This is a genomic window from Nitrospirillum amazonense, from assembly GCF_007828035.1.
In the GTDB taxonomy this organism is placed as follows: domain Bacteria; phylum Pseudomonadota; class Alphaproteobacteria; order Azospirillales; family Azospirillaceae; genus Nitrospirillum; species Nitrospirillum amazonense.
Genome location: NZ_VITV01000001.1, coordinates 877376 through 902137 on the forward strand (window position 1 = coordinate 877376; position 24762 = coordinate 902137).

Consider the following 24762-nt stretch of genomic DNA (forward strand, 5'->3'; position numbering starts at 1 on the left):
GGGGGTACAGCCGTTAGAAATGGACCAGGGCCGGATCTTCCGACCGGCCGGCCATCATCTGGCCGCCGCACGCGCCACCCGCCATCTGCGGCGGGACGGACACGGCGGCATCGCTGTCATCGGCCAACGGGGTCTGGCCCACCAGGGCGCCACCCCGCAGCAGCCTAAGGTAAAGGGGCATCGGGGAGGGGTGAGGGCCAATGGGGGTCGAGGTCTTGCCAGGCATAGGCTCTCTCCCTCTCTTGGGGTGGGCCGGCGACTGACGCGCGGCAACACCACGGGCTCCTTTATCTCTACAACCAAGGGTCTCATGGCCCCCGAGTCGCCGTCAATTGACGCCAAAGGTCAGTACTGGCCTATGCCTGGGCCCCGTTTCCCCGAAAAATCCTGCCTATTGGGGTAAGATTTTCCCTGGGTTCATGAGGTCGCGCGGATCCAGCAGGCGTTTCAAGCTTGCCATAAGATCGATTTCCAGGGGTGACCGCGCGCGTGCCAGTTCGTTGCGTTTCTTGTTGCCGATGCCGTGCTCGGCGCTGATCGACCCGTCCAGCTCCAGCACCACGTCGTGCACCGCCCGCATGATCCGCTCGCCCAGGGCCAGGAAGGCGTCGCGGTCGGCCGGATCGTCGCTGTCCGGCCGGGCAATATTGTAGTGGATGTTGCCGTCCCCCAGGTGGCCGAAGGGGTAGGGCCGGGCGCCGGGGCACAAGGCCGCCACCGCCCGGTCGGCCCGCTCGATGAACTGGGGAACGCGGCTGACCGGCACGGCGACGTCATGGTGCAGGGCGCCACCCACCTTGCGCCCGATCTCCGGCAGGCCCTCGCGCAGGCGCCACAGCTTCTGCCGCTGGTCGCCGCTGGCGGCCAGGGTGGCGTCGGTGGCCTCACCCGCGTCGATGGCCTCGGCCAGGGCCGCCTCCACCGTGTCGCGCAGGGCGTCGCCGGGAGTGCCGGCCGTCAGTTCCGTCAGGATGTACCAGGGGGACGGCTCCGACAGCGGGTCGTTCTGTTCACCCAGGTAGCGGGCGGCGCCGTCGATGGCAAAGCGCGGCATGATCTCGAAGGCCGAGACGGCATCGCCGCTGGCTTGGCGCAGGCGTTTCAGCAGGCGCAGGGCGGCGGTCACGTCGGGTACCGCCACTAGCGCCGTTTCCATCTGGCGCGGCCGGGGCACCAGCGACAGGGTGGCGGCGGTGATGATGCCCAGCGTGCCCTCCGCACCCAGGAACAGGTGCTTCAGGTCATAGCCGGTGTTGTCCTTGCGCAGGCGGCGCAGGCCGTTCCACACCCGCCCGTCGGGCAGCACCACCTCCAGCCCCAGCACCTGGGCGCGGGCGTTGCCGTAGCGCAGGGTCAGGATGCCGCCGGCATTGGTCGACAGGTTGCCGCCAATGGTGCAACTGCCCTCGGCGCCCAGGCTCAGGGGGAACATCAGGTCCACGTCGTTGGCGGCCTGCTGCACCGTGGCCAGGATCACGCCCGCCTCCACCGTCATGGTGTGGTCCAGGGGATCGACCTCGCGAACGCGGTTCAGGCGCCCCAGGTTCAGCAGCAGGCTGCCCTCGGCCGCCAGGGCACCCCCCACCAGGCCGGTGTTGCCGCCCTGGGGCACCAGGGCGATGCCCGCCTCCGCCGTCAGGCGCACCACGGCCGCCACTTCTTGCGTGCTGGAGGGGCGCAGCAGGGCCAGCGGCGTGCTGACGGCGTTGCCGCGTGCCTCCGTCAGGTAGGGGGCCTGCGCGTCCGTATCGGTGATGTAGCCGCCGGGCCCCAGCAAGTCGGACAGGGATTTCAGGCAGGCCAGGGCGGATTCGGAAAGGCGGACGCTCATGGGGCTTCATCCGGAATCAGGGCCACCAGGTCGGTGATGCCCACGTCCTGGCCGGCCTGGGTCAGCAGGGTGGTGACCTGGCCGCGGTGATGGGTCTGGTGGTTGAAGAAATGTACGATCAGGTCGCCGAAGCGGCGGGCGCAGGCTGTGCCGGTGCTGCTGGTGTAGGCCAGCACGTGGTTCAGGTCGCAGGGGCGGATGCAGGCCGCCCACTGGCCGATGGCCGTGTCCATCACCTGGCGATCTGCCGCCAGGCTGGCCAGGTCGGCATACAGCGCCTCATCCAGGCGGGTGGGTGGCGGCAGGGCCATCACCGGGTCCAGGGTGGTATAACCGGCGGGGTGGGTGCGGAAACGGCGCAGCCACAGCAGGTCGGCCACCATCAGATGGTTCAGCGTGCCCAGGATGGAGCGGAAGAAGGCCCCCCGGTCGGCGGTCAGGGCCTCGGCCGGCAGGCGCGCCGCCGCCTCCAGCACCTTGGCGTTCATCCAGGCGTTGTACTGGGCCAGCAGGACGATGTGCCGGGGATCGGCCATGGGCGGGACCTCGGGGAAGCCAGGGGCGTTTGGCGCCAGAGTGTCCGCTCCCGCCCGCTGTGATCAAGTGCTAACGGTGTGGTTCGTTAACCGGTTCCGTTTCAGGGCCGGGGCGCCGCCGCCCGGCGCAGGCGGTCATTGATGGCCAGGCCCAGGCCCACCTCGGGGATGGCCATGACGGCGATGCCGCTGAGACCGGGCTTGTCCAGCTTGCGCAGCATGGCGAACAGGTTGGCGGCGGCCTCGTTCAAATCGCCGGAGGGCGACAGGTTCAGCCGCTCCGCCCCGCCCAGGACGAAGCGGTCGGGGCCGAAGCCCAGCAGCGCTTCATCCTTGGCGGCGTTCAGCGCGTTCAGCCGCACCGGCAGGCCCGGGGCGTAGTGGCTTTCCAGCATGCCGGGCGCTTTTATGCCCGTGCCCGGGGTCGCTGCGCGCTTAATGGGGCCCAGCACGGCCTCGATTTCCTCCGGCGTGATGGAACCGGGGCGCAGCAGCACCGGGTGCGCGCCCGACAGGTCCAGCACGGTGGACTCCAACCCCACCGGGCAGCGGCCGTCGGCCAGGATCAGGGCCAGGCGGCCGCCGCCGCCATCGGGGAATTCCTCGCGCACATGAACGGGCGCGGTGGGGCTGACGTGGCCGGACCGGTTGGCGCTGGGGGCGGCGATGGGTCGGCCGCTGGCTTGCAGCAGGGCGCGGGCGGTGGGATGGCGCGGCACCCGCACCGCCACCGTGTCCAGCCCCGCGCTGACCAGCAGCGACAGGGCGGCATCCGCCCGCCGGGGCAGGACCAGGGTCAGCGGGCCGGGCCAATACAGGTCGGCCATCTGGTGCGCCCGCTCATCCATCACGGCGTAGCGCTCCACCGCCTCCACGTCCGGCAGGTGGACGATCAGGGGGTTGAAGCTGGGGCGGCCCTTGGCGGCGAAGATGTCGGCCACCGCCTGGTCGTTGCCGGCGTCGCCGCCCAGGCCATAGACCGTCTCCGTCGGGAAGGCCACCAGCTTGCCCGCGGCCAGCGCCTGCGACGCGCGCTCCAGCGCCTCTTTGGTGGGCGGGGACATGTCGGGGGCTGTATGGGACTCGGTCACGGGGCGGCACCTGGCAAAAGGGGTCACCTTATCTAGCCCACCCGTCCGCCCGGTCCAAGGGCACTGGCCGCAGGGCCGGCCTCCCCTTTTGGGGCATCACCCATTGTGCACTGCACACTTGCCCGCCACCGTCGCCGGGTCCACACTGCCGGCCACGGTCATTCCTGAAGGGGGAGCCATCATGGCGGGGCACGTCGTCACCATCGCGCAGCAGAAGGGCGGGGCGGGCAAGACCACGCTGGCCATCCAGCTGGCCGTGGCCTGGTCGCTGGCCGGGCTGCGTGTGGCGGTGGTGGATATCGACCCCCAGGGTAGCCTGACCGCCTGGTTCGGCCTGCGCGCCCAGGCCCTGGACGACCCCGGTCTGACCCATATGCAGATCAACGGCTGGCGCACCCAGAAAGAGGTGGAACGCCTGGCGCGGGAACATGACGTGGTGGTGATCGACAGCCCCCCGCATGCCGAGACGGAGGCGCGCATCGCCGTGCGCGTGGCCGACCTGGTGGTGGTGCCGGTGCAGCCCAGCCCCATGGACCTGTGGGCCACCCGCCCCACGCTGGAGATGGCCAAGGCGGAAAAGCGGGCGGTGCTGGTGGCGCTGAATCGCGTGCCGCCCCGCGCCAAGCTGGCGGACCGGCTGACGGAGGCGGTGGCGGGCCTGGGCGTGCCCATGGCCGAGGCCGCCATCGGCAACCGCGTCGGCTTCGCCGGCGCCATGATGGACGGCCTGTCGCTGCAGGAAACCGACCGCCGCGCCAAGGGGTCGGAGGAAATCGCCGCCCTGGCCGGCGAAATCCTGGCCCGGCTGGGCGGCACCCTCACGGCCGGAAATCGCAGCGCCAGCGCCTGAGGCCGGGCCCTATCCGCGCGGGTGCCTTCATTGCACGGGACGCGCGCGGCGGTGTATACCCGACCAGCCGCCTGGGGGGCTTGGGCGGCGTTGGGTTGGGGTTGCCATGCAAATCTTGTCGCGCCTGCTTTCGCGCCGTTCGCCCGCAACCGTGGAGGTGGTGGCGCCTGTTCTGCCGGACGTGGTCATCGCCGAACCGTTCCATGCCTTCATCCATCGGCTGAACGCCATCACCGTGCCCGGTGACCTGCGCGCCATCCGCACCGGGCGGGCGCTGCAGGCCATCGTCATGGACGAGGCGGGGGCCCAGGTCCGGGTGGGGCAGATCACCCAGTCCGCTCCTGGCGTCGATCGCATCGCCTTCCCGGAATTCCCGGACGGGACGGGCCCCGCCTTCTGGCTGTTCGTGGTCGAAACGTTGGGCGAGGCCGATCCTGCCCCCCTGGTGCCGGCGCTGCGCGCCTTGGCGGCCGGCTTGGGCCAGCGGCCGCTGCTGGCGGTGGGCTGCGAAGGCCCCCGCCTGGACCGCGCCCAGCTCAGCTTCGCCATGATCAGCGACGAGCCGCCGGCCGCCACCCTGCCGCCCCTGGACCAGCCGGTGGTGGACGGAAGCACGCTGTCGCCGGAACAGCGGCAATGGCGGGAAGAGGGGGTGGCCATCCTCAAGGGCTTCCTGTCCGACGATCTGCTGGATCCCTATATCGCCCGGCGCGAGCAGGTGGGCCGGCCGGGGGGCTGGCGCTCCCCCACGCCCTACATGCATGTGGAGGAGTTGCGGCGCATTTGCCTGCACCCGCCCCTGATGCGGGTGCTGAACAGCCTGGTGGGGGAGGAGATGCTGCTGCACCTCAATCTCACCGGCTGGGTGTCCACCGAGCGTGACTGGCATCAGGACGAGTATCTCAGTCCGCCCTTCGTGAACAGCTGGTACGCGGCCGTGTGGATCGCGTTGGACCGCATCCACCCCGACGCCGGACCTTTCGAATACATTCCCGGTTCCCACCGCTGGCCCCTGCTGCGCGGCGCGCGCGTGCGCCAGTTCATGACGGATGAGGAACGGCGCCTGGCCGCCGTGACCGACAGCGGCTATGACGCCTGGCCCAGCGTCACCCAGGCCTATGTCGCGCCCATCGTGGAGGCGGAAATCGCCCGGCGCGGTGTCGAAAAGCGCGCCTTCCTGGCGGAAAAAGGCGATGTGCTCGTCTGGCACGGCCGCCTGATGCACCGCGGTTCCCCCGCGCGGCAGCCGGGATTGGAGCGGCGGTCGCTGATCGCCCACTACACCGGCGTGAACCACCGTCCCGACATGCCGGACCGCCGGGTCGAGGGTAGCGGGCAGTACGCCGTGTTCCACACCCCCCTGATATGACCTCTCCCCACTCCATCAGCCGGCCTTCCCCATGAACCTCCTGTCCCGCCTCCTCGGCCGCCGGCCGGAACCCGCCGCCGTCGCCACGCCGGCGGCCGCACTTCCGCCGCTGCTGATCGTGGAGCGGGTGGTGACGCGGGTGGCCAACCTGGAAATCGTCGAGGTGGCAGGCGACGTCCGGGCCGGCCGGGCGGAGCGTAAGCTGCACGCCCTGCTGGTCGATGAGGCCACCGGCTTGGCGCGCCAGGGACCGCTGGTGTCGCGCACGCCGGATGGCCTGTTCGACGGCGATCTGCGCTGTGACCGAGTCACCGTGCCACCCTTCCCCGCAGGCTGCGGTCCCGTCTATTGGCTGTTCGTGGCCGAGGCGGAAGAGGCGCCGGACGCCCAGGCACTGGCGCCCGCGCTGCTGGCCCTGGCGCGCACGCTGGGGGACCGGCCGCCCCTGGGCGCCCTCTGCTACGGCACGCCGCCGGACAGCAGCGGCGGCATCCGCTTTTCCATGTTGAGCGACCATCCCGATCCCCAAGGACTGCCGCCCCTGGACCAGCCGGTGGTGGACGAGGCCACCCTGACCCCCGAACAGCGGCAGTGGCGGCGCGAGGGCGTGGTCCTGCTCAAGGGCTTCCTCGGCGACGACCTGCTGGATCCCTATATCAAGCGGCGCGAACAGGTGGATCGGGCGCTGGGCTGGATCACCCCCACCCCCTATATGCAGGTGGAGGAGTTGCGGCGCATCTGCCTGCACCCGCCGCTGATGGCCATCATGAACAGTCTGATCGGGGAGGAGATGATGCTGCATCTTAACCTCACCGGCTGGGCCTCCACCGAGCGCAACTGGCACCAGGACGAATATCTCAGCCCGCCCTTCGTCAATGGCTGGTACGCCGCGGTATGGATCGCCCTGGACCATATCGACCCGGACTCCGGGCCGTTCGAATACGTGCCTGGTTCCCATCGCTGGCCCTTGCTGCAGGGGGAGAAGGTGCGGCAGTTCATGTCCGCGGCGGAGCGCGACCGCGTCACCGGCACCACCGGCAGCGCCTCCTGGCCCCATTTGACGGAACGCTTCGTCACCCCCGCCATCGAGGCGGAGATCGCGGCCCAGGGGGTGGAAACGCGGCGTTTCCTGGGGGAAAAGGGCGACGTGCTGATTTGGCACGGCCGGCTGATGCACCGCGGCTCGGCGCCGAACCGCCCGGGTGTGGAGCGGCGGTCGCTGATCGGCCACTACACCGGCGTCAACCATCGCCCGGACATGCCCAACCGGCGGTTCGACCATGGCGGGCACTATGCCGTGTTCGACTATCCGCTGAAGTAGGTGCTGGCGGACCGGGACGCCCACGCGCCGGGCGCCGGGCCTCCCCAGCCGGGATGATCTGTGCCAAGCTGGCCGGCAGCCGCGCTGCCGGGGCCCGTCCATGACCGTTCCGTCCTCCCGTCTGCTGTCCATCCGCCGCCATGACGGCCTGCGGGACGCCTGGCATGTGGCCAGCCTGGCGCCCCCACCGGCGCTGTCGGGCCTGGTGGACGGCTATGCCGACTATCGCGAGCGGACCAGTTTCACCACCCGCCGGGAACTGCCCCACGCCCAGGCCGTGCTGATCGTCAACCTGGCGGAACCGATCGGCATCGTGGGCGGCGACGGGCGACCGATCACCCTGCGGGCCGGCGAGGGCTTCGTGGCTGGTGCCCACTTGGCGCCGGCGCTGTCCCGGTCGGGTGGCACCCAGGCGGGGATGCATGTCTTCCTGTCGCTCTCCAGCCTGCGGCGCCTGCTGGGCTGCCCGCTGACGGATCTGGTCGACCGCGTGGTGCCCCTGGACGCTGTCCTGGGGCCGGCGGGGACGCGGCTGGGCCAGGCGCTGGCGGAGGCGTCGGACGGGACCGGCCGCATGGCCGCGCTGGACGACGCGCTGACCCGCCGCTTCGCCGCCATGCCCGCCCTGCCGGGGGCCCAGGCGCACGCGCTGGCCCTGCTGCGCGACCGGCCCGACCTGGACATCGCGGACATCGCGCGGGACATCGGGTGGAGCGCCAAGCACTTTGCCAATCGTGTGAAGGACGCGCTTGGCGTGGGGCCGCGTACCTACCGCCGCCTGATGCGGTTCGAGGCACTGACCAAGCGGCTGGGGACCGGGCCGCCGGACGAGGGCAGCGGCGGCTGGGCCGGCATCGCCATCGATGCCGGCTATTGCGACCAGTCGCATATGATCCGGGAATTTCGGGAGTTCGCCGGGCTGACGCCGGGGCAATACCTGGCCCGGTCCCTTCCGGACGGCGGCGGGCTGGTGGAAGCCGGGGTGGTGGAGGTTATTTAGATCCAATCCAGGCCGCGCCGTCCGGCCCTATGGTCGGGCCAGCGGCATCGTCGCCGCCTGACAGGAGACTGAGCCCCATGCCCACCCGTTCCCCGATTCCCTGCCTGCGTTATCAGGATGCGCCGGCCGCCATTGACTTCCTGTGCGCCGCCTTCGGATTCCAACGCCACGCCGTCTACGCCGACGACCAGGACCCCAGCCTCATCCACCACGCCCAGCTGACGCTGGGCGACGGCATGGTCATGCTGGGGTCAGCCCGGCCCGGGCCGTCCACCGACGCCTACCGCTGGAAAACGGCGGCGGAGGCGGGGGGCGTCACGGCGTGCGTCTACATCATCGTCGACGACCTGGACACCCACCACGACCGCGCCCGCGCCGCCGGGGCGGAGATCGTGACCCCGCCGCACGACAATGAAGGCTACCCCGGCCGCGGCTACCACGCCCGCGATCCCGAGGGAAACAGCTGGAGCTTCGGCACCTACGATCCCTGGGCGCCGATGTGAGATCGGTGGCGAATCCCTGTCTCGCTTAATGCTTCAAGGCGAGAGCCAATGGTATTTTTCCAAGACCGTCCCGTTATCGCCGATAGAGATTGACCAGGCCTCCATATCCAGCGCCAACCTGTTTTCGTACCAAATCCGTCGGGCGCAAGGTGTTTCGCATCCATGGACGGCGTAGCGCGTGAACGGTCGGCTCGGATATTCCGTGACAGACGGTCGTCCGAGAATTCCGATGACGGATTTCTCCGTTTGGCCGACCTCTATGGTATCGAAAGAGGATTGAGTGCGTGTTGTGGTATAAAAGGCCGCCGCGATGACGGTTGCCAGGATCAAGGCAAGCCCTGACGACGACCAGATCAGGACTTGTCTTGAACGGGTGGGCATTCCTTACAGCGCCTTCACCGCTTCCAGCACGGCGTCGACATGGCCGGGCACCTTGACCTTGCGCCAGACCTTGGCCACCTGGCCGTCCTTGTCGATCAGGAAGGTGGCGCGCTCGATGCCGAAATAGGTGCGGCCGTACATGTTCTTTTCCACCCACACGCCATAGCGTTCGCACACGTCGCTGTCGGCGTCGGACGCCAGGGTGAAGGGCAGGTTGTACTTCTTCTTGAACTTGTCGTGGCTGGCCACGCTGTCCTTGGACACGCCGATGATGGTGGCGTCCACCTTCTCGAAGTGTGGCAGGGATTCGCCGAAGCCGCAGGCCTCGGCCGTGCAGCCGCTGGTGTCGTCCTTGGGGTAGAAGTACAGCACCACCGGGCGGCCTTTCAGCGACGACAGGGTGACGCTGCCGCCACCATCGGTGGGCATGGTGAAATCCGGGGCGGGGGTTCCGACCTCAACGGCCATGGTGCTTTTCCTTCCTGGGTTTGGGCCTGGGTTCGGGCCTGGGTTCGTGCCGAGGTTTGCGACGGTGGACTGATGACGCGGGCAGATACGGTCCAGCCCGCCGGTTGGATCAAGGGGCCGGCGCCGGCAGGCGGGCGGCGGGTTCCTCCACCATCTTCCGGAACAGGGCGTGGGCCTGGGCCGCCGCGGCGCGGATCTTTGCCTCCGCCGCGTCGAAGTCAAGGCCATGGCCCACCGCTTCGGCCAGGGCCAGGCGCAGGGCCGGCGGCGCCTCCGCCACCTTGACCTCGCCCGCCACCGTCAGGCGCAGGAAGGCCTGCACCCGGCGCCACAGGCGGTGGATGTCGATCAGGGCGTCGGCGTCCGCCGCGTCCAGCAGCCCGGTATCGCGCAGGCGGGCCAGGGCGCCGGTGGTGTTGGGGTCCAGGATGCCGGGATGGTCGGCGGCATGGCGCAGGGTCAGATATTGCACCAGGAACTGGATGTCGACCATGCCGCCGCGCACATGCTTCACCGACCAGGGGTCCTTGGTGTGGTGCTCCTTGTCCATGCGGACGCGCATGTCGGCCACATCGGCCAGCAGCTTGTCCGGGTCGCGCGGCTGCACCAGCACGGCGTGGATGGCCTCGGTCAGCCGCGTCATCAGGGCCGGCGGGCCGGTCAGTACCCGGGCGCGCGTCAGGGCCATATGCTCCCACGTCCAGGCGCTTTCGCGCTGGTAGCGGGTGAAGGCGTCCAGGCTGACGGCCAGGGGCCCCTTGTTGCCGGAGGGGCGCAGGCGCATGTCCACCTCGTACAGCGCCCCCTCGGCCGTGGGCACGGTGATGGCGTTGATCAGGCGCTGGGTCAGGCGAATGAAGTACTCGCTGGGTGACAGCGGCTTGGGGCCGTTGGATTGGTCCGCCCCATCCGGCACCTGATAGACGGTGATCAGGTCCAGGTCCGACCCCAGGGACAGCGACCCCGCCCCCAGCCGCCCCATGGCCAGGATGGCCATGCCGGCCCCCTCATCCATTCCGGATTCGAAACGACCATGGCGGGGGGCGAACTCCGCCTCCACCCGCTCATGCAGGACGGCCAGCGCCGTGTCCGCCACCTCGGTCAGGAAGGGGCCGCACTGGTCGCCGTCGGCCAGGTGCCGCAGGATCTGGATGCCGGCACGCAGGCGCTGGTCGCTGGTCCAGCGCCGCGTCAGGTCCAGCACCTCTTCGAAGTGGTGGGCATCGGCCAGCTGGCGGAACAGCCCCTCGCGTAATTCCTGGGCGTCCGGCAGATGGTCGAAGAAGCCAGGGGTCAGCACGGCGTCCAGCTGCGACGGTCGCCGCGACAGGCTGTCGGCCAGGCGCGGGGCCGTGCCCATGATCAGGGCCACCAGCTCCAGCAGCTTTGGGTTGGCGTAGAACAGGCTGAACAGCTGAACCCCGGCGGGCAGGCGGCTCAGGAACTCATCGAACTTCAGGAAGGCCTGGTCGGGCTGGGCCGTGCCGCCCAGGGCCGCCAGCAGGCTGGGCACCAGCTCCGTCAGCAGCTCGCGCGCCCGGGTGCTGCGGGTGGCGCGGTAGCGGCCGTGGTGCCACGCGCGGATTTGGGCGGCGACGGCCGAGGGGTTCTGGAAGCCCAGGCCCCGCAGGGTGGTGATGGTGTCGGGATCGTCCTCCGTCCCGGTGAAGACCAGGTTGCCGGGGCCGGACAGGGGCGGCGCCTCCTCGAACAGGGCGGCGTAGCGGTCCTCCACCCGCCCCAGGGTGGCCAGCAGCTCGGTGCGGAAGGTATCGGCGTCGGCATAGCCCAGGAAGGTGGCGATGCTGGCCACGCCCTTGTCGTCCACCGGCAGCTTGTGGGTCTGCTGGTCGTCCACCATCTGCACCCGGTGTTCCACCCGGCGCAGGAAGCGGTAGGCCGCCTTCAGATCCTCGGCGGCGTCATCGCCCGCGCGGCCGGCGGCCACCAGGGCGTCCAGTGCCATCATGGTGGCGGGCGTGCGCAGGTGGGGGTCGCGCCCGCCATAGATCAGCTGCTGGGTCTGGGCGAAGAACTCGATCTCGCGGATGCCGCCCCGGCCCAGCTTGATGTCGTGGCCGTTCACCGCCTTGTCACGGTGGCCCTTATGCGCGCCGATCTGGCGCTTGATGGAATGGATGTCCTGGATGGCGGCGAAATCCAGGCTGCGGCGCCAGATGAAATGGCGGATCAGGCCCATGAAGTCCTGGCCGGCCTTGCGGTCGCCCGCCACCGGCCGCGCCTTGATCATGGCCGCCCGCTCCCAGTTCTGACCCAGGCTGCCGTAATAGGCCTCCGCGGCGGAGACGGAGACGGCCAGGGGGGTGGCGCCGGGGTCGGGGCGCAGGCGCAGGTCGGTGCGGAAGACGTAACCATCCACCGTCCGCTCCTCCATGATGCGCACCAGGTCGCGCGCCAAGCGCACGAAGGTGCGGGTCATCTCATCCGGGTCGCGGGCCTGCACCACGCCGTCGTCGTACAGGACGATCAGGTCGATGTCGCTGGAGTAGTTCAGCTCCAGCGCTCCGAACTTGCCCATGGCCAGCACGATCAGGCCGCTGCCCGCCTCGGGGTCGTTCTCGGCATCGGGCAGGCGGATGTCGCCCTTGGCCGCCAGTTGGCGCAGCAGGTGGCGGGCGGTCAGGCGCAGTGCCGCCTCCGCCAGCTGGCTCAGGGCGCCGGTCACCTGCTCCAGCGTCCAGGATTCCGCGATGTCGGCGGCGGCGATCAGCAGGGCGGCGCGGCGCTTGGCCACGCGCAACGCCTTCATCAGGCGCTCGGTGGTGGTGGCCCCGCCCACCTCAGCCCACAGCCCCTCCAACAGGTCCATGAAGGCGGCGTCGAAACCCAGGGTGGCCATCTGGCGGAAAAAGGCCTGTTCCTTCAGCAGGGCCTGGCCCAGGAAGGGGCTGTTGCCCAGGATGGCCCGCAGCAAGGCCCCGCCCGCCTCATCCGCCGCGTAGGTTCGGGCGAATTCCGCCAGTTCCCTGTCGCCGGAGTCCTCCGCCCGGCGCTGCCAGGACTCCAGCCCGCGGGCCAGAAGTTCGGTATCTGCCGCTTGGGGTAGGGATTTCGCATTGAACATGGATGTCTGACCGGGCTATGCCAGGAAACGGGTCTTGCCCCCGTGTAAACCTGTCCATCGTGACCCTATGTTGCTGGGACTGGACAAGGGGTGGGACGGGGCCCCGTTCGCTGTTCGCCGTTTCGCGGTTGTGGGTTCCCGGGGCAGAGTGCCCAAGGGCCCGCAACCCGGTCAAGCCATGCCGGAAGTCTGAGCCTTTGCCCCGTCCGATCCCGCCCATTCCCCCCGCCGAGGCGCCTTCCGAGGTGCCGACCGGGACGCAGGCGTCCGGGGATGTGGGCCTGCGCGTGCCGGGCCGGCGTCCGCCCGAGCCCACAGAACCCCCACCGGCCAAGCCGCCGCGCAAGCGCCGGGGCATGATCGGCCACACGGCCCTGGTCATCCTGGAACTGGCGGCGGGCCTGCTGCTGGTGGTCCTGGTCACGGCTGGCCTTTTGACCTGGCGCCTCAGCCGAGGGCCCATGCCCATCTCCTGGTTCGCGCCCTATCTTGAGCAGGCGGTGAATTCCGGCGGCACCGTCCACATCTCCGTCCACAAGGTGCTGCTCGCCAGGGCGCCCAAGGGCGCCACGGTGGAAATCCTGGCCGACGACGTGGTGCTGACGGGCACGGGCGGCGCCACCGTGGCGACGCTGCCGGAATTCCGCGTTGCCCTGTCGGTGCCGGCGCTGCTGCACGGCCGCCTGGCGCCCACCCGTATCGTGCTGGTGCGCCCCCGGCTGAACGCCATCCGCGAGGTCGACGGCCGTTTCCGCCTGGCGCTCATGTCGGACGACGACACCGACGACGGCAACGACTTCATGGCGGACCTGATCACGGCGCTGAAGCGGCCGCCGGATCCGCTGGAACCCCTGGGCGCGCTCACCAAGCTGGTGGTGTCCGAGGCGCGGCTGTCGGTGGATAACCGCCAGCTGGGCCTTGTGTGGTCCGCCCCCCGGGCCGACATCTCCCTGACCCGCGACCGACGGGGCATCACTGGCAACGCTCAGCTGGTGGTGGACCTGGGCGGGCACATGACGCAGGTGGCGGCCGATCTCGGCTATCGCCTGGCCGACGGCACCGTCAGCGCCGTGGCCCATTTCTCCGGCGTCAGCCCGGCGGACCTGGCGCGCGTCACCCGTGCGTCCGACGGTGTGCTGGCGGCCGTGGGCGGCATCGACATGCCCCTGGCCGGCACGGTGACGCTGGACCTCGCCTCCGACTTCTCGCCCCGCATCTTCGACGTGGCGCTCAGCGGCACGGCCGGCACCGTCACCCTGCCGGGGCGGCTGAAGGCGCCGCTGGCGGTGGCCAACCTGGATCTGCAGGCCAGGCTGGAGCCGGGGGGCCTGATCCTGAACCACCTGAACCTGACCCTGCCCGGGTCCGGCGGGCCCGCGCCCGCATCCACCGTCATGCTGACGGGCAAGGGGGTGAAGCGGGACGACGGCAGCTATCGCGTGACCCTGGCCACCGAGGTCAAGTCCGTGCCGTTGAACGCGCTGGACGCGCTGTGGCCCCTGGACGCCCTGCCGAAGCCGCGCGCCTGGATCATGCAGAACCTGTCGGATGGCGCCTTCGACAAGGTCACCTTCAATTTAGAGGGCAACGCCCCGGCCGACCTGTCGGATATGGTGCCCAGCCGCATGATGGCCAACTTCGCCTTCTCCGGCGCCACCGTGAACTACATGGACGGCCTGCCCAAGGTGAAGGATGTGGGCGGCACCGCCACCTTCGACGGCGGGCACCTGGGCATCGAGCTGACGCAGGGCCGCCTGCTGGACCTGGCGCTGGGCACCTCCCGCCTGGACATCACCGGCTTGGACAAGACGGCGCAGAAGATGGAAATGACGCTGCCGGTCAGCGGCCCCATCTCCTCCGCGCTCACCGTTATCGACACCCCGCCCCTGGGCTATGCCAGGAAGGTGGGGCTGGTGCCGGCGACCGTGGCCGGCACCGCTGATATGACCCTGCGCTTCGACTTCCCGCTGGTCGCCACCCTGAAGATGGACCAGGTGAAGCTGGGCGTGCAGGCGCACCTGAAGAACGTGGCCGCCGACGGCATCGTCGCCGACATCAAGGCGTCGGACGGCGATCTGAACCTGGTGCTGGACAACAAGGGCATGGACACCAACGGCACCGCCCGCCTGAACGGCATGCCGGCCCGCATCCTGTGGCGCGAGAATTTCCCGGCGGAGGCGCCCATTGGCACCCGTGTCGCCCTGCAGGCCACGGCCAACGACCGCGACCGCCAGCTATTCCACCTGGATTTCCCCGACTGGGTGCGCGGCCCCGTGGGCGTCAGCATGGTCTACACCAGGGACGCCCAACATCAGGAGACCATCCTGGCCGACCTGGACCTGACCAAGTCGGCCCTGGCCGTGTCCCTGATGGACTGGCGCAAGGTGACGGGCGTACCCGCCTCCGGCCATGTCGAGGTGGGCTTCGACCAGGGCCGGCCGCTGCACGTCACCCGCTTTCAGCTGAAGGCGGACGGGATGGAGGCGTCGGGCAGCATGGACCTGAAGCACGACTTCTCCATCGGCCATATCGCGCTCGACCGTTACCGCCAGGGGCGCACCGACGCCGCCATGACGGTGGACGTGGACGACGCGGGCGGCATGCGGATCAAGGCAGCGGGCCCGTCCATGGACGCGCGGCCCTTCCGCCGGTCGGCGAGTGGCGGTGGGGGCCCATCCCACACGCTGACCGAGGCGGAACTGAAGGCGCTGGACGCGCGGCCGCCGCTGGATATCGATTTCAACTTCGACAAGGTGGTGACGGCCAACGGCGGGCGCGAGATCGGTGCCAGCAAGGGCCAGTTCGCCCGCCGGGGCCGCAGCTGGCGTTCCGTCGTGCTGGACAGCCGCATCGGCAAGGACAACGCCGGACACCTGGCCCTGCGCTATGTGCCGGACGGCAACGCCATGGCGCTGACCATCACCTCCGACGACGCGGGTGCGGCCCTGCAGCAGCTGGACGTGCTGGATCATCTGCGCGGCGGCAAGCTGGTGGTGAAGGGCCACAGCACCCCCGGCGACCCGCATGAGGTGGTGGACGGCACCCTGGATGTCACCGATTACCAGGTGGTGGAGGCGCCGGTCATGGCGCGCCTGCTGTCGGCGGCCAGCTTCCAGGGCTTCTCCGACTTCATGAGCGGCGCCCCCATCACCTTTGCCAAGCTGGAAGGCGGCTTCCACTGGACCGACACCGGCGTCAGCTTCCACGATGTCCGCACCTCGGGCGCCGCCATCGGCCTGACCATGGAGGGGGAGATCAACCTCAGCCGCGGCATGGCCGACCTTCAGGGCACCATCGTTCCCTTCAGCACCTTCAACAAGCTGCTGGGCGCCATCCCCATCGTCGGCGACCTGCTGACGGGCGGCGAGGGGCAGGGCCTGCTGTCGGCCACGTACCGGGTGAAGGGCCCGCTGGACGACCTGGACGTGTCGGTCAACCCGCTGGCCGTGCTGGCCCCCGGCTTCCTGCGCAACCTGTTCTTCCTGTCGCCCACGGATGAGGACGGCAAGCCGGAGGCGAAGCCCGCCCCCCGGAAGAAACCGGCCAAGCCGGCGGGCGACCCGGCAACGCCCGCCCAGGTAACACCCGACACGCCGAAGTAGCAGGACTTTCCGGCAGGGTGCTATCCTGGCGCGGGTTCATGGTTTTGGGGTGGGCTTATGCTTGGTGGCGTGTCGGCGCTGGTCCGTCCTCATGACCCGGTAGATCTGGACCGGGCCTTCCTTGAAAAGCGGCGCCTGCACCTGTGCACCGGCCAGGCGGATGTTTTCGCCCGGCTGCTGCCCTGGTCGCTGATCAACGCCCAGGTGACGTTGGCCGGCCTGCACAACGGCCGCCTGCGCCTGGTCCGCTCCGGCCAGGATCTGCCCTATGAGACGGTAGTAGGCCGCAACAAGGCGGGCCAGATGTTCCTGAAAACCGCCGCCCTGCACGACCAGATCGGCCAGGGTCTCAGCCTGGCCCTGAACCACCTGCACCATGTCTCCCCCCGCATCGCCGCCCTGGTCGCGGCGGTGGAGCGGCGCTATCGCGTGCGCGGCGGCGCCAACGCCTATGTCAGCTTCCAGCGCGAGGGGGCTTTGGGTCCCCACTGGGACAACCACGACGTCATCATCCTGCAGATATCGGGGGAGAAGCGCTGGCACTGCCATGGCGTCCGCGCCGTCCATCCCCTGGTCAGCCGCAGCTATCCCACCGTGGCGGAGGCGGGGCCGGTAGAGTGGGAGGACACCTTGCGCCCCGGCGACGTGCTGTACATCCCGCGCGGCGACATCCACTGGGCCGCGGTGGCGGAGGGTGGACACTCCGTCCACCTGACCATCAACCTGGGGGGCCTGCGCGCCCGCGACATGCTGCGCGCCCTGGCCGGCCGGCTGGAGGGGGGCGAAGACGCCTTCCGGGAAGAGGTCATGGCCCTGGCCGATGAGGCGGCGACGCGCCGGCAAATGGCGGTTCAGGCCGATCTGCTGCACGGTGCGCTGGAGCAGCCGGACCTGGACGCCCTGTTCACCCAGCTGGATGGGGAGCGCGAGGCGTTCCAGCCCATGAACCTGGGCCTGGACCGCACCTTGTCGGACACCACGGAAATCCATCCCGCCGCGCGCGGCCCGGGGCCGGTTCCATCCAGGTTGCCGCCGGATCAGCGGCGGGTGCTGACGCAGCTGCTGGCCACGGACGGTGCCCGTCTGGGCGCGCTGAAGCGGGACCTGCCGGACATGGAAGGTCCCACCGTGGCCGATGCGGTCGCCGGCCTGGCCCGCGCCGGCCAAGTCTGGCTGTTCGACGACTGAGCCTCAGCGGCCGCCCTTGGCGTCCCGGATCATGTTGCGGGCAATGACCAGCTGCTGGATCTGGCTGGTGCCCTCATAGATGCGGAACAGGCGGACGTCGCGGTAGAAGCGTTCCACCCCGTATTCGGCCATATAACCGGCGCCGCCGTGGATCTGCACGGCGCGGTCGGCCACGCGCCCCACCATCTCCGAACAGAACAGCTTGGTGCAGGCGGCCTCCGTGCCCACATCGCGGCCGGCGTCGCGCTGGCGGGCGGTCTCCAGCACCATGCAGCGGGCGGCGTAGGCTTCCGTCCGGCTGTCGGCCAGCATGGCCTGCACCAGCTGGAACTCGGCGATGGGCTGGCCGAACTGCTGGCGGTCCAGGGCGTAGGCCAGGCTGTCGCGGATCAGGCGTTCCGCCACGCCCACGCAGACGGCGCCGATGTGCAGGCGCCCCCGGTCCAGCACCTTCATGGCGGTGCGGAAGCCCTGGCCCTCGCGCCCGCCGATGATGTTGGCCGCCGGCACCCGCGCGTCCTGGAACACCACGTCGGCGGTGTGGCTGCCCTTCTGCCCCATCTTGCGGTCCGCCGGGCCGACGCTGACGCCGGGCGTGCCCGCCTCCACTAGGAAGGCGGTGACGCCCTTGGCGTCGCGGCTGGCGGGGTCGGTGCGGGCGAACACGGTGAACAGGCCGGCATGCGGCGCGTTGGTGATGAAGCGCTTGGTGCCGTTCAGTACATAGTGGTCGCCGTCGCGCCGGGCGCTGGTGCGCAAGCTGCCGGCATCCGATCCCGCCTCCGGCTCCGTCAGGGCGAAGGCGCTGATGATCTCGCCGGTGGCCAGCTTGGGCAGGTAGTGCCGCTTCTGCGCCTCCGTCCCGTCGATGACCAGCCCTTGCGAGCCGATGCCGTTGTTGGTGCCGATGAGGGAGCGGAAGGCTGGCGAGGTCTGGCCCAGTTCGAAGGCTACCTGCACCTCTTCCGCCATGGTCAGGCCCAGGCCGCCATACTCATCGGGTATGGACAGGCCGAACAGGCCCAGATTCCGCATTTCATCCACGATGTGCGGTGGAATGGCGTCATCTTCCGCCACCTGGTGTTCCAGCGGCACCAGCCGGTCGCGCACGAAGCGGGCCACGGTGTCCAGCAGCTGGTTCAGCGTCTCTTGATCCAAGGCCATACGGTCGCCCCTTAGTTCAGGCTGGCGAAGCCGTGGCCGTCGCGTACCAGGCGCTCCAGCAACGGCGCGGGTCGCCACTGCTTGGCGCCCGTCGCCCGATGGAACCGGGTGATGGCGTCCAGGATGAGGCCCAAGCCCACCTGGTCGGCCCAGAACAGGGGGCCGCCGCGCCAGGCGGGGAAGCCGTAGCCGTGGACCCAGATCATGTCGATATCCAGGGCGCGGGCGGCTACCCCTTCCTCCAGGATCTTCGCGGCCTCGTTCACCATGACGTACAGGCAACGCTCCAGGATTTCCTGGTCGGGGACACCCCGCGGGGTGATGCCTTTGGCGGCGCGGTCCCGGGCGATCAGCTCGGCCGTGACCGGGTCGGGCAGGGGCGTGCGGCTGCCGGCCTCATAACGGTAAATGCCGGCACCGGTCTTCTGGCCATAGCGGCCCTGTTCGGCCAGGCGGTCCAGCCAGCCGGGGGGCAGGGTGTCGGGGTCGCCGGCCTTGCGCCGCTCCTCCCGGATGCGCCAGCCCACGTCCAGCCCGGCCAGGTCGCCCATGGCGAAGGGGCCCATGGGGAAGCCGAAACCCGTCAGCACGCGGTCCACCTGTTCCGGCGCCGCCCCCTCGTCCACCAAGGCCGTGGCCTCGCGCGCACGCTGGTGCAGCATGCGGTTGCCGACGAAGCCATAGCAGACGCCCACGGCCACGCCCACCTTGCCGATGCGGCGCGCCACGTCCATGGCTGTCGCCAGCACGTCGGGCGCCGTCTCCCGGCCCCGTACCACCTCCAGCAGGCGCATGACATTGGCTGGGCTGAAGAAGTGCATGCCTGCCACGTCCTGCGGCCGGCTGGTCACGGCGGCGATGGCGTCCACGTCCAGGGTGCTGGTGTTGGTGGCCAGGATGGCGCCCGGCCGGCACACCTGGTCCAGCCGGATGAAGATCTGTTTCTTCAGGTCCATGGACTCGAACACCGCCTCGATCACCAGGTCGGCGTCCGCCAGGTCGCCGTAGTCCAGACGGGGACGGATCAGGCCAAGGCGGGCGTCTGCTTCCTCCTGGCTCAGCTTGCCCCTGGCCACGCTGGCCTGGTAGTTGCGGCGGATCGTGGCCAAACCCCGGTCCAGCGCCTCTTGGGTCGTGTCCAGCAGCACGACGGGGATATGCGCGTTGGCGAAGCACATGGCGATGCCGCCGCCCATGGTGCCGGCGCCGATGACGCCCACACGGTGCACGGGGCGGGGCGTCACGTCGGGCGCCAGCCCCGGCACCTTGGCCACCGCCCGCTCGGCGAAGAAGGAATGGATCAGGCCCGCGCGCTGGGGGCTGTCCATGCAAGCCAGGAACAGATCCCGCTCCCGCTTCAGCCCCTCGGCCAGGGGCAGGGTGCAGGCCGCCTCCACCGCATCGACGCAGCGGTGCGGGGCGAACAGGTGCGGAGATTTCCGGGCCAGATCGGCGCGGGCGGCGCCGAACAGCGACGGGCTGATGTCGGCGATACGATCCCCCCGGGCTCCGGTGCGGCGGGGCATCAGGCCCTTGGCCCGCACGCGTTTGGCGAAGGCCAGGCCGGCGGCCAGGGGGTCAGGCTCTGCCGCCACCCAATCGACCAGGCCGATGTCCAGCGCCATGGCCGCCGTGACGGGCTCGCCGCTGACGATCATCTCCAGCGCCTTGGCCGGGCCCACCAGGCGGGGCAGGCGCTGGGTGCCGCCGGCGCCCGGCAGCAGGCCCAGCTTCACCTCCGGCAGGCCCAGCCTGGTTCCTGGAAGCGCCACCCGGAAATGGCAGCCCAGCGCCACCTCCAGCCCGCCGCCCAAGGCCGTGCCGTGCAGCACGGCGATGACGGGCTTGGGACTGGCCTCCAGCGCCGCCACCACGTCCGGCAGGATGGGCACCAGCGGCGTCTGGCCGAATTCGCGGATGTCGGCGCCGGCCATGAAGGTGCGGCCGGCCGCCAGCAGCACCAGCAGGTCCGCCTCCCCGTCCGCCTGACCCAGTCCCAGGGCACGCAGCAGCCCGGCCCGCACAGCCTGGCCCAGCGCGTTCACGGGCGGCTGGTTGACGGTGATGATGCCGGTGCGGCCCTGGCGCTGATAGCGTACGGGGGTGCAGTCGGTGGCGATGCCGCTGGCGTCCATGGTGCTCTCCCTCCCTCAAGGCGCCTGGTTGGGTCGGCGCCATCCGGCAGGACAGTATCAAAGCGCCGACGCATTGCAATGTCTGCGGAATATAATTCTGCATAACGGAATTTATGGTGCGCTGCGCGGGATTATGACGCCTTGGCCCTCTCAATCTGCCCAGGGCGCCGGTCCCTGTCGGTCGGATCAGGTCGGATTGGAAAAGGGCTTCGCCGTGGCTTTTGGGGGGACGGCCGGAGGGACCGTTTGCGGGGCCGTGGCCTCGGGTGGTGGAGTGTCGTCCTGCCAGGCCACCCAGAAGCGGACCGTGCTCCGCCGCCGCGTTTCAGCCCGCTTGTTCATGAGGGTCAAGGTCAGGATTCGGGTGCCGCTCTCCAGCGTGCCGCTGTACTCGCTGCCCGTGTACATGCTGTCGGCGATGAAGGTGGCGACCCCGTCGCCGCAGACATAGCGGGCGCATTCGCCCATGGGCGCCCCATCCTGTGAGATGCCGCAATAAACGGCGACGACCTGGGCTGTCCCGGGCAGCTCCACGAACAGGTTCTCTTCCCCTCCCGGGCGGATGGTGGCCCGTGTCTGCGCCTCCGTCACCCGCACCCCGGGGGCGCCCAGGTCCCGCGCCATGCGGTTCCCGCCCTGGTAATCGTTCCAGGCCTGGCAGAAGGGATAGTCCACGACGTTGGCGCCCCGGAAATAACCGGGGTTGGTGGGTAACCCCGCCTGCCGCCACCAGGGGTCCGGTATCGAGGCCGTCATCAGGCCATAGACCAGGCTGACGGACAGTGCGGCCGAAATCAGGGATACCAGCAGCCGGCTCATGAGTGCGACGGGGAACGGCATCTGGGCCTCAAGCGACAAATTCGCGTGCATGGCTGCTGCTTCCTTAATTTATTGCACAATGTAGAGGAAATTGGCGCGATCCTTCAGGAGGGCGACGGGGGAGGGCGGGAATTCAGGGGCCGGTGGTGCCGTCGTCGCGCCAGCCTATCCAGAAATGGCCGGTGACGCTGTCTTCGGGGCCGGCGGAGCGGGTGGACATGGCCAAGGTCAGGACACGGCCTTCCACGTAGGCGCTATCCTCGACGAAAGCCGAGACACCGGTACCGCAGCCGCCGCGGGAACACTCTTCGACAGTGGTTTTCACCGCACCCGGTCGGGTGATGCCGCAGTAGATGGCGGTCACCTTGGCCGCCTGGGGCAACAGGACGGCCAGATCCTGTTCCGCGCCCTGGCGCACCGCGCCCCGGGTGGTGACCTCGGTCACGTGGACGCCGGGGCCGTGCAGGTCACGCGCCAGGCGGCTTCGGCCCTGATAGTCGGTCCAGGCCTGGCAGACGGGATAATCGGGCTGGTTGAAGCCCCGGAACTGGCCGGGATAGCTGGGCATGCCGGCGCGTATCCACCAGGGGACGGGCACCAGCACCGACATCATGGCGCAGCAGACGGTGAAGGCCACGGCGATCGTGGCAAGCGATTGCAGCAGCCGGCCCCGGTCCAGGAAGCGCAGCAGCACCAAGTTTTCCAGCCGCCGGCTGGCGATGGCCAGGATGCTTGAGGCGATGTCGCGGCGATAACGGTTCAGGGCGGCATCCGGCCCCAGGGCCGCCAAGGCGTTGACGTAGGATTCCTCCAGGTCGCCCATGCGATCCTCCACCTCCTCGGGGGTGGCCACCAGCATCAGGCAAAGGCGGGGGAACAGGGGCAGGACGGTTGGGGTGACGACGGCGATGCTGTTTTCGGACGGCGTCGTCATGGTTCAGACCCCCTTGCCCGCCAGATCCAGTCCGAATTCCAACTCGTGGCGGGTGTTGACGGCGTGATCCAGCGCCTGACGCCCCTCGCCGGTCAGCTTGAAATAGCGCTTGGCCCGGCCGCCGCGCGTCGGCGTCGGCTCACCCAGGTAGGATTCCAGCAACTCCTTGGCCGATAGGCGGTCCAGGGTGGTATAGACGGCGCCCAGCGTATGCTCCCGCCGGGTGCGGCGGCTCAGCTCATCACGGATGGCCACGCCGTAGGCGCCGTCGCCCAGCGCCAGGATGACCATCATCACCGCCTGTTCCAGTGTGCCTAATGTGTTCCTGCCCATCACGCCCCGCCCGGCTTTCAATTTCTTCTACAATGTATATTCGACAGGCGCAGGGCGTCAATGGGACTGGCCAGGGCAGGAGGGGACTCAAACCGCCCGGCCGACCAGGGCCACGCGGTTGGCCAGTTCTACCAGGCGGGGACCCAGTTCCTTTTCCAGCCGCTCGGGCGTCAGAATGTAGGATGGGCCGCCGCAGTTGAACGCCAAGGGCGGCTGGCCCGGTTGGGTGGGACGCAGGGGCACGGCGACGGAATTCACGCCCTGCACCCATTCGCCGACGTTCAGGCAAAAGCCGCGTGCCCGGATTTCGTCGGCGGAGCGCAGGATGCCCCGCTCCACCATGGGCCAGAACTCCTCGCCCGCCCGTTGGCGCAGGCGTTCCATCAGCTGGGCCCGGGTGGGCTGGTCCAGGGCCGCCAGATAGGCGCGGCCGATGCTGGATCGGCCCAAGGACAGGCGCGACCCGACATCCTGCTGCAGGCTGACCATGCCGGGCGCCCGGGCGCAGGCGATGTAGACCATGCTGAGGTCGTCGCGGCCGGCCAGGGCGGTCAGCACGCCGTCGCCGGCGTGGTCGGCCAAGGCCTGCAGGTAGGGCTGCGCCGTTTCCCGAATCTTCAGCCCGCCCAGGCAGGCATAGCCCAGGCCCAGCACGGCCACACCCATGCGGTATTTGCCGCTGTCGGGCAGGTAATCCAGATAGCCCAGCTTGGCCAGGGTGTAGGTCAGGCGCGACACCGTGGCCTTGGGCAGGCCGCAGCGCTGCGCCAGGTCGGCATTGCCCAGGGGGCCGTCGGTGGGCTCGAAACAGCGCAGGATGTCCAGGCCGCGCGACAGCGCCGTGACGAACTGCCGGTCCCCGCCGGCCTCGTCACCCATGTCTTCCATGACCGGACTGCTGCGCTTCTTCAAGGCATCCCTCCCCAGGGTGGCAATACGCGCCCCAGGACTGATTATACGTCTCCGCCACCGGAGGAAACGGCGAACGACTTTTCGATGAAGCGGAAATAGCGGTGCAGCACGCCCCCGAAAAAGGCGATCAGCAGCAGAAGGCGGATGCTTTCCCACGATGCCGGCGGCAGGCCCAGCCAAGCCAGAACGCCACGGTCCGCCATCCGAGGGGCCAGCCCCCAGAACTCCGCCAGGTTCAGGACCAGAAGGATGCCGACAACGGGCATGAGCAGGACGATGAAGGCCCGTCCTTTCCTCACGCGCGCCATGGCGCCGGATGACAACGCGGCATCGTGCATAGGAGATGGCCCGGTCCGGAGACCGCGCGCCACCGTTTGGCCGGCGGTCGCGCGAAGGCCGCAGTCTCTGATGACCACGGTGTCATTGCAACCGGAAGAAGAGGGGCTATGCGATGGGTCAGGCTTCGTCCCCGAGGGCCACGCCCAGGTTGGTCGACGCCTATTCCAGGCGAAAGAACTTCGGGAGCCAAATGGCGGCGCCGTGGAGTATCAATCCGGCGCAGGCCATTATCGAGAGTATGCTGATGGACCGCCCATTGGCAGGTGGAAGGCCCAGCCAGTCCATTATGGACTTTCCGCCCAATCCGGCGGCGCTCACCAAATTTATATCAAGAGCAGGCCGATTAGGGCCGTTATGACCGCGCATCGTCTGACGAGAGGGGATCGAATGCAACCAGCGCTCTATTGGATCGCCTCCGGTGACCCGCCTTGGATAGGCCGGCTGGCCATTATGGCCAGGCCCCGGGCGGGCGACTGGCTGGAGGATGAGGTCGCTGCATGGCACGCCGCCGGGGTCAACGAAGTGATCAGCCTGCTGGAACCGGCGGAGGTCAGCGAACTGGGCCTTATGAGCGAGGAAGCTCTGTGCCGGGGGCTGGGGATGGCTTTCACCAGCCTTCCCATTCCAGACCGGGGGGTGCCGGATTCGCGGCGCCAGGTGGCCTCCCTGGCGCGGCGCCTTTCCCGGGACGTGGCGGCAGGCCTATCGGTCGCCGTGCATTGTCGGGCGGGTATCGGCCGGTCGTCACTGCTGGCGGCTTGCGTGATGGCCAGTACCGGCCTGGATGCATCGGCGGCGTTCGCCCGCATCGCCCAGGCGCGGGGCGTGCCCGTCCCGGACACGGAAGGGCAGCGTGCCTGGGTGCAATCCTTCGCCGAGGCGCTGCCCTTGCTGGTCTGAC

The 24762-nt window shown here is 69.5% G+C and carries 22 protein-coding genes; 8 read left to right on the plus strand and 14 right to left on the minus strand.

Translation table 11 applies throughout. The features are described 5' to 3' along the window. Nucleotides 1-13 precede the first annotated feature (13 nt). From FBZ87_RS03705 to FBZ87_RS03720, 4 genes are all read right to left on the minus strand, one after another. A complete protein-coding gene (locus FBZ87_RS03705) occupies nt 14-226 on the minus strand; it encodes a hypothetical protein (RefSeq protein WP_145608974.1) in 213 nt (70 codons plus the stop codon). Between the two features lie 165 nt (nt 227-391). After that, on the minus strand, nt 392-1831 hold the full coding sequence (locus tag FBZ87_RS03710) for an FAD-binding oxidoreductase (RefSeq protein ID WP_145608975.1): 1440 nt from the start codon (nt 1829-1831) through the stop codon (nt 392-394). Then, nucleotides 1828-2367 carry a DinB family protein gene (locus tag FBZ87_RS03715; RefSeq protein ID WP_145608976.1) on the minus strand — a complete coding sequence of 180 codons (540 nt, stop codon included), beginning with the start codon at nt 2365-2367 and terminating at the stop codon, nt 1828-1830. Before FBZ87_RS03715 ends, FBZ87_RS03710 begins: the two co-directional genes overlap by 4 nt. A 101-nt stretch (nt 2368-2468) precedes the next feature. Next, nucleotides 2469-3431: an L-threonylcarbamoyladenylate synthase gene (locus FBZ87_RS03720; RefSeq protein ID WP_145609103.1), complete on the minus strand. Its 963-nt coding sequence runs from the start codon at nt 3429-3431 to the stop codon at nt 2469-2471. A gap of 208 nt (nt 3432-3639) precedes the next feature. On the opposite strand from FBZ87_RS03720, the gene parA reads away from it, so the two are divergent. The 5 genes from parA to FBZ87_RS03745 all read left to right on the plus strand — a co-directional run bounded on the left by parA (nt 3640) and on the right by FBZ87_RS03745 (nt 8501). Next, nucleotides 3640-4308 (plus strand): ParA family partition ATPase, encoded by a 669-nt coding sequence (gene parA, locus FBZ87_RS03725; protein ID WP_145608977.1) that lies wholly within the window; start codon nt 3640-3642, stop codon nt 4306-4308. A gap of 106 nt (nt 4309-4414) precedes the next feature. Further along, nucleotides 4415-5677, plus strand: a complete 1263-nt coding sequence (locus FBZ87_RS03730; protein WP_246134217.1) for a phytanoyl-CoA dioxygenase family protein — start codon at nt 4415-4417, stop codon at nt 5675-5677. 31 nt (nt 5678-5708) lie between these two features. Then, entirely contained in the window at nt 5709-6998 is a 1290-nt protein-coding gene (locus FBZ87_RS03735) for a phytanoyl-CoA dioxygenase family protein (protein ID WP_246134218.1), read from the plus strand. A gap of 100 nt (nt 6999-7098) precedes the next feature. Then, the gene (locus FBZ87_RS03740) at nt 7099-7998 is read left to right on the plus strand and encodes a helix-turn-helix domain-containing protein (RefSeq protein ID WP_145608978.1); all 900 of its coding nucleotides are present in this window, start codon (nt 7099-7101) and stop codon (nt 7996-7998) included. A gap of 77 nt (nt 7999-8075) precedes the next feature. Continuing rightward, complete coding sequence (locus FBZ87_RS03745) at nt 8076-8501, plus strand: VOC family protein (RefSeq protein WP_145608979.1); 426 nt, start codon at nt 8076-8078, stop codon at nt 8499-8501. A 33-nt stretch (nt 8502-8534) separates the two neighbouring features. On the opposite strand, the gene FBZ87_RS03750 is transcribed toward FBZ87_RS03745, so the two are convergent. From FBZ87_RS03750 to FBZ87_RS03760, 3 genes are all read right to left on the minus strand, one after another. After that, nucleotides 8535-8882, minus strand: coding sequence for a hypothetical protein (locus FBZ87_RS03750; protein WP_145608980.1), 348 nt, complete (start codon nt 8880-8882; stop codon nt 8535-8537). A gap of 3 nt (nt 8883-8885) precedes the next feature. Continuing rightward, nucleotides 8886-9350 (minus strand): thioredoxin-dependent thiol peroxidase, encoded by a 465-nt coding sequence (bcp, locus tag FBZ87_RS03755; RefSeq protein WP_145608981.1) that lies wholly within the window; start codon nt 9348-9350, stop codon nt 8886-8888. A gap of 109 nt (nt 9351-9459) precedes the next feature. Then, nucleotides 9460-12435 carry a bifunctional [glutamine synthetase] adenylyltransferase/[glutamine synthetase]-adenylyl-L-tyrosine phosphorylase gene (locus FBZ87_RS03760; protein WP_145608982.1) on the minus strand — a complete coding sequence of 992 codons (2976 nt, stop codon included), beginning with the start codon at nt 12433-12435 and terminating at the stop codon, nt 9460-9462. A gap of 197 nt (nt 12436-12632) precedes the next feature. On the opposite strand from FBZ87_RS03760, the gene FBZ87_RS03765 reads away from it, so the two are divergent. Further along, nucleotides 12633-16037 (plus strand): YhdP family protein, encoded by a 3405-nt coding sequence (locus FBZ87_RS03765; protein WP_186454550.1) that lies wholly within the window; start codon nt 12633-12635, stop codon nt 16035-16037. A 57-nt stretch (nt 16038-16094) separates the two neighbouring features. After that, nucleotides 16095-17225, plus strand: coding sequence for a JmjC domain-containing protein (locus tag FBZ87_RS03770; RefSeq protein ID WP_145608984.1), 1131 nt, complete (start codon nt 16095-16097; stop codon nt 17223-17225). A 3-nt stretch (nt 17226-17228) separates the two neighbouring features. Here the strand turns inward: FBZ87_RS03770 and FBZ87_RS03775 are convergent, their stop codons facing one another. From FBZ87_RS03775 to FBZ87_RS03805, 7 genes are all read right to left on the minus strand, one after another. Next, a complete protein-coding gene (locus FBZ87_RS03775) occupies nt 17229-18389 on the minus strand; it encodes an acyl-CoA dehydrogenase family protein (RefSeq protein WP_145608985.1) in 1161 nt (386 codons plus the stop codon). Between the two features lie 11 nt (nt 18390-18400). Beyond that, a complete protein-coding gene (locus FBZ87_RS03780) occupies nt 18401-20524 on the minus strand; it encodes a 3-hydroxyacyl-CoA dehydrogenase NAD-binding domain-containing protein (RefSeq protein ID WP_145608986.1) in 2124 nt (707 codons plus the stop codon). A 186-nt stretch (nt 20525-20710) separates the two neighbouring features. Then, entirely contained in the window at nt 20711-21394 is a 684-nt protein-coding gene (locus FBZ87_RS03785) for a hypothetical protein (RefSeq protein ID WP_145608987.1), read from the minus strand. Nucleotides 21395-21476: 82 nt separating this feature from the next. Then, nucleotides 21477-22277, minus strand: coding sequence for a hypothetical protein (locus FBZ87_RS03790; RefSeq protein ID WP_145608988.1), 801 nt, complete (start codon nt 22275-22277; stop codon nt 21477-21479). Between the two features lie 3 nt (nt 22278-22280). After that, nucleotides 22281-22610: a PadR family transcriptional regulator gene (locus FBZ87_RS03795; protein ID WP_145608989.1), complete on the minus strand. Its 330-nt coding sequence runs from the start codon at nt 22608-22610 to the stop codon at nt 22281-22283. Between the two features lie 87 nt (nt 22611-22697). After that, a complete protein-coding gene (locus FBZ87_RS03800) occupies nt 22698-23522 on the minus strand; it encodes an IclR family transcriptional regulator (RefSeq protein WP_246134219.1) in 825 nt (274 codons plus the stop codon). 41 nt (nt 23523-23563) lie between these two features. Further along, the gene (locus FBZ87_RS03805) at nt 23564-23860 is read right to left on the minus strand and encodes a hypothetical protein (protein WP_145608990.1); all 297 of its coding nucleotides are present in this window, start codon (nt 23858-23860) and stop codon (nt 23564-23566) included. A 388-nt stretch (nt 23861-24248) separates the two neighbouring features. Between FBZ87_RS03805 and FBZ87_RS03810 the strand changes: the two genes are divergently transcribed. After that, nucleotides 24249-24761 (plus strand): protein-tyrosine phosphatase family protein, encoded by a 513-nt coding sequence (locus FBZ87_RS03810; RefSeq protein WP_145608991.1) that lies wholly within the window; start codon nt 24249-24251, stop codon nt 24759-24761. Nucleotide 24762: the final 1 nt, after the last annotated feature.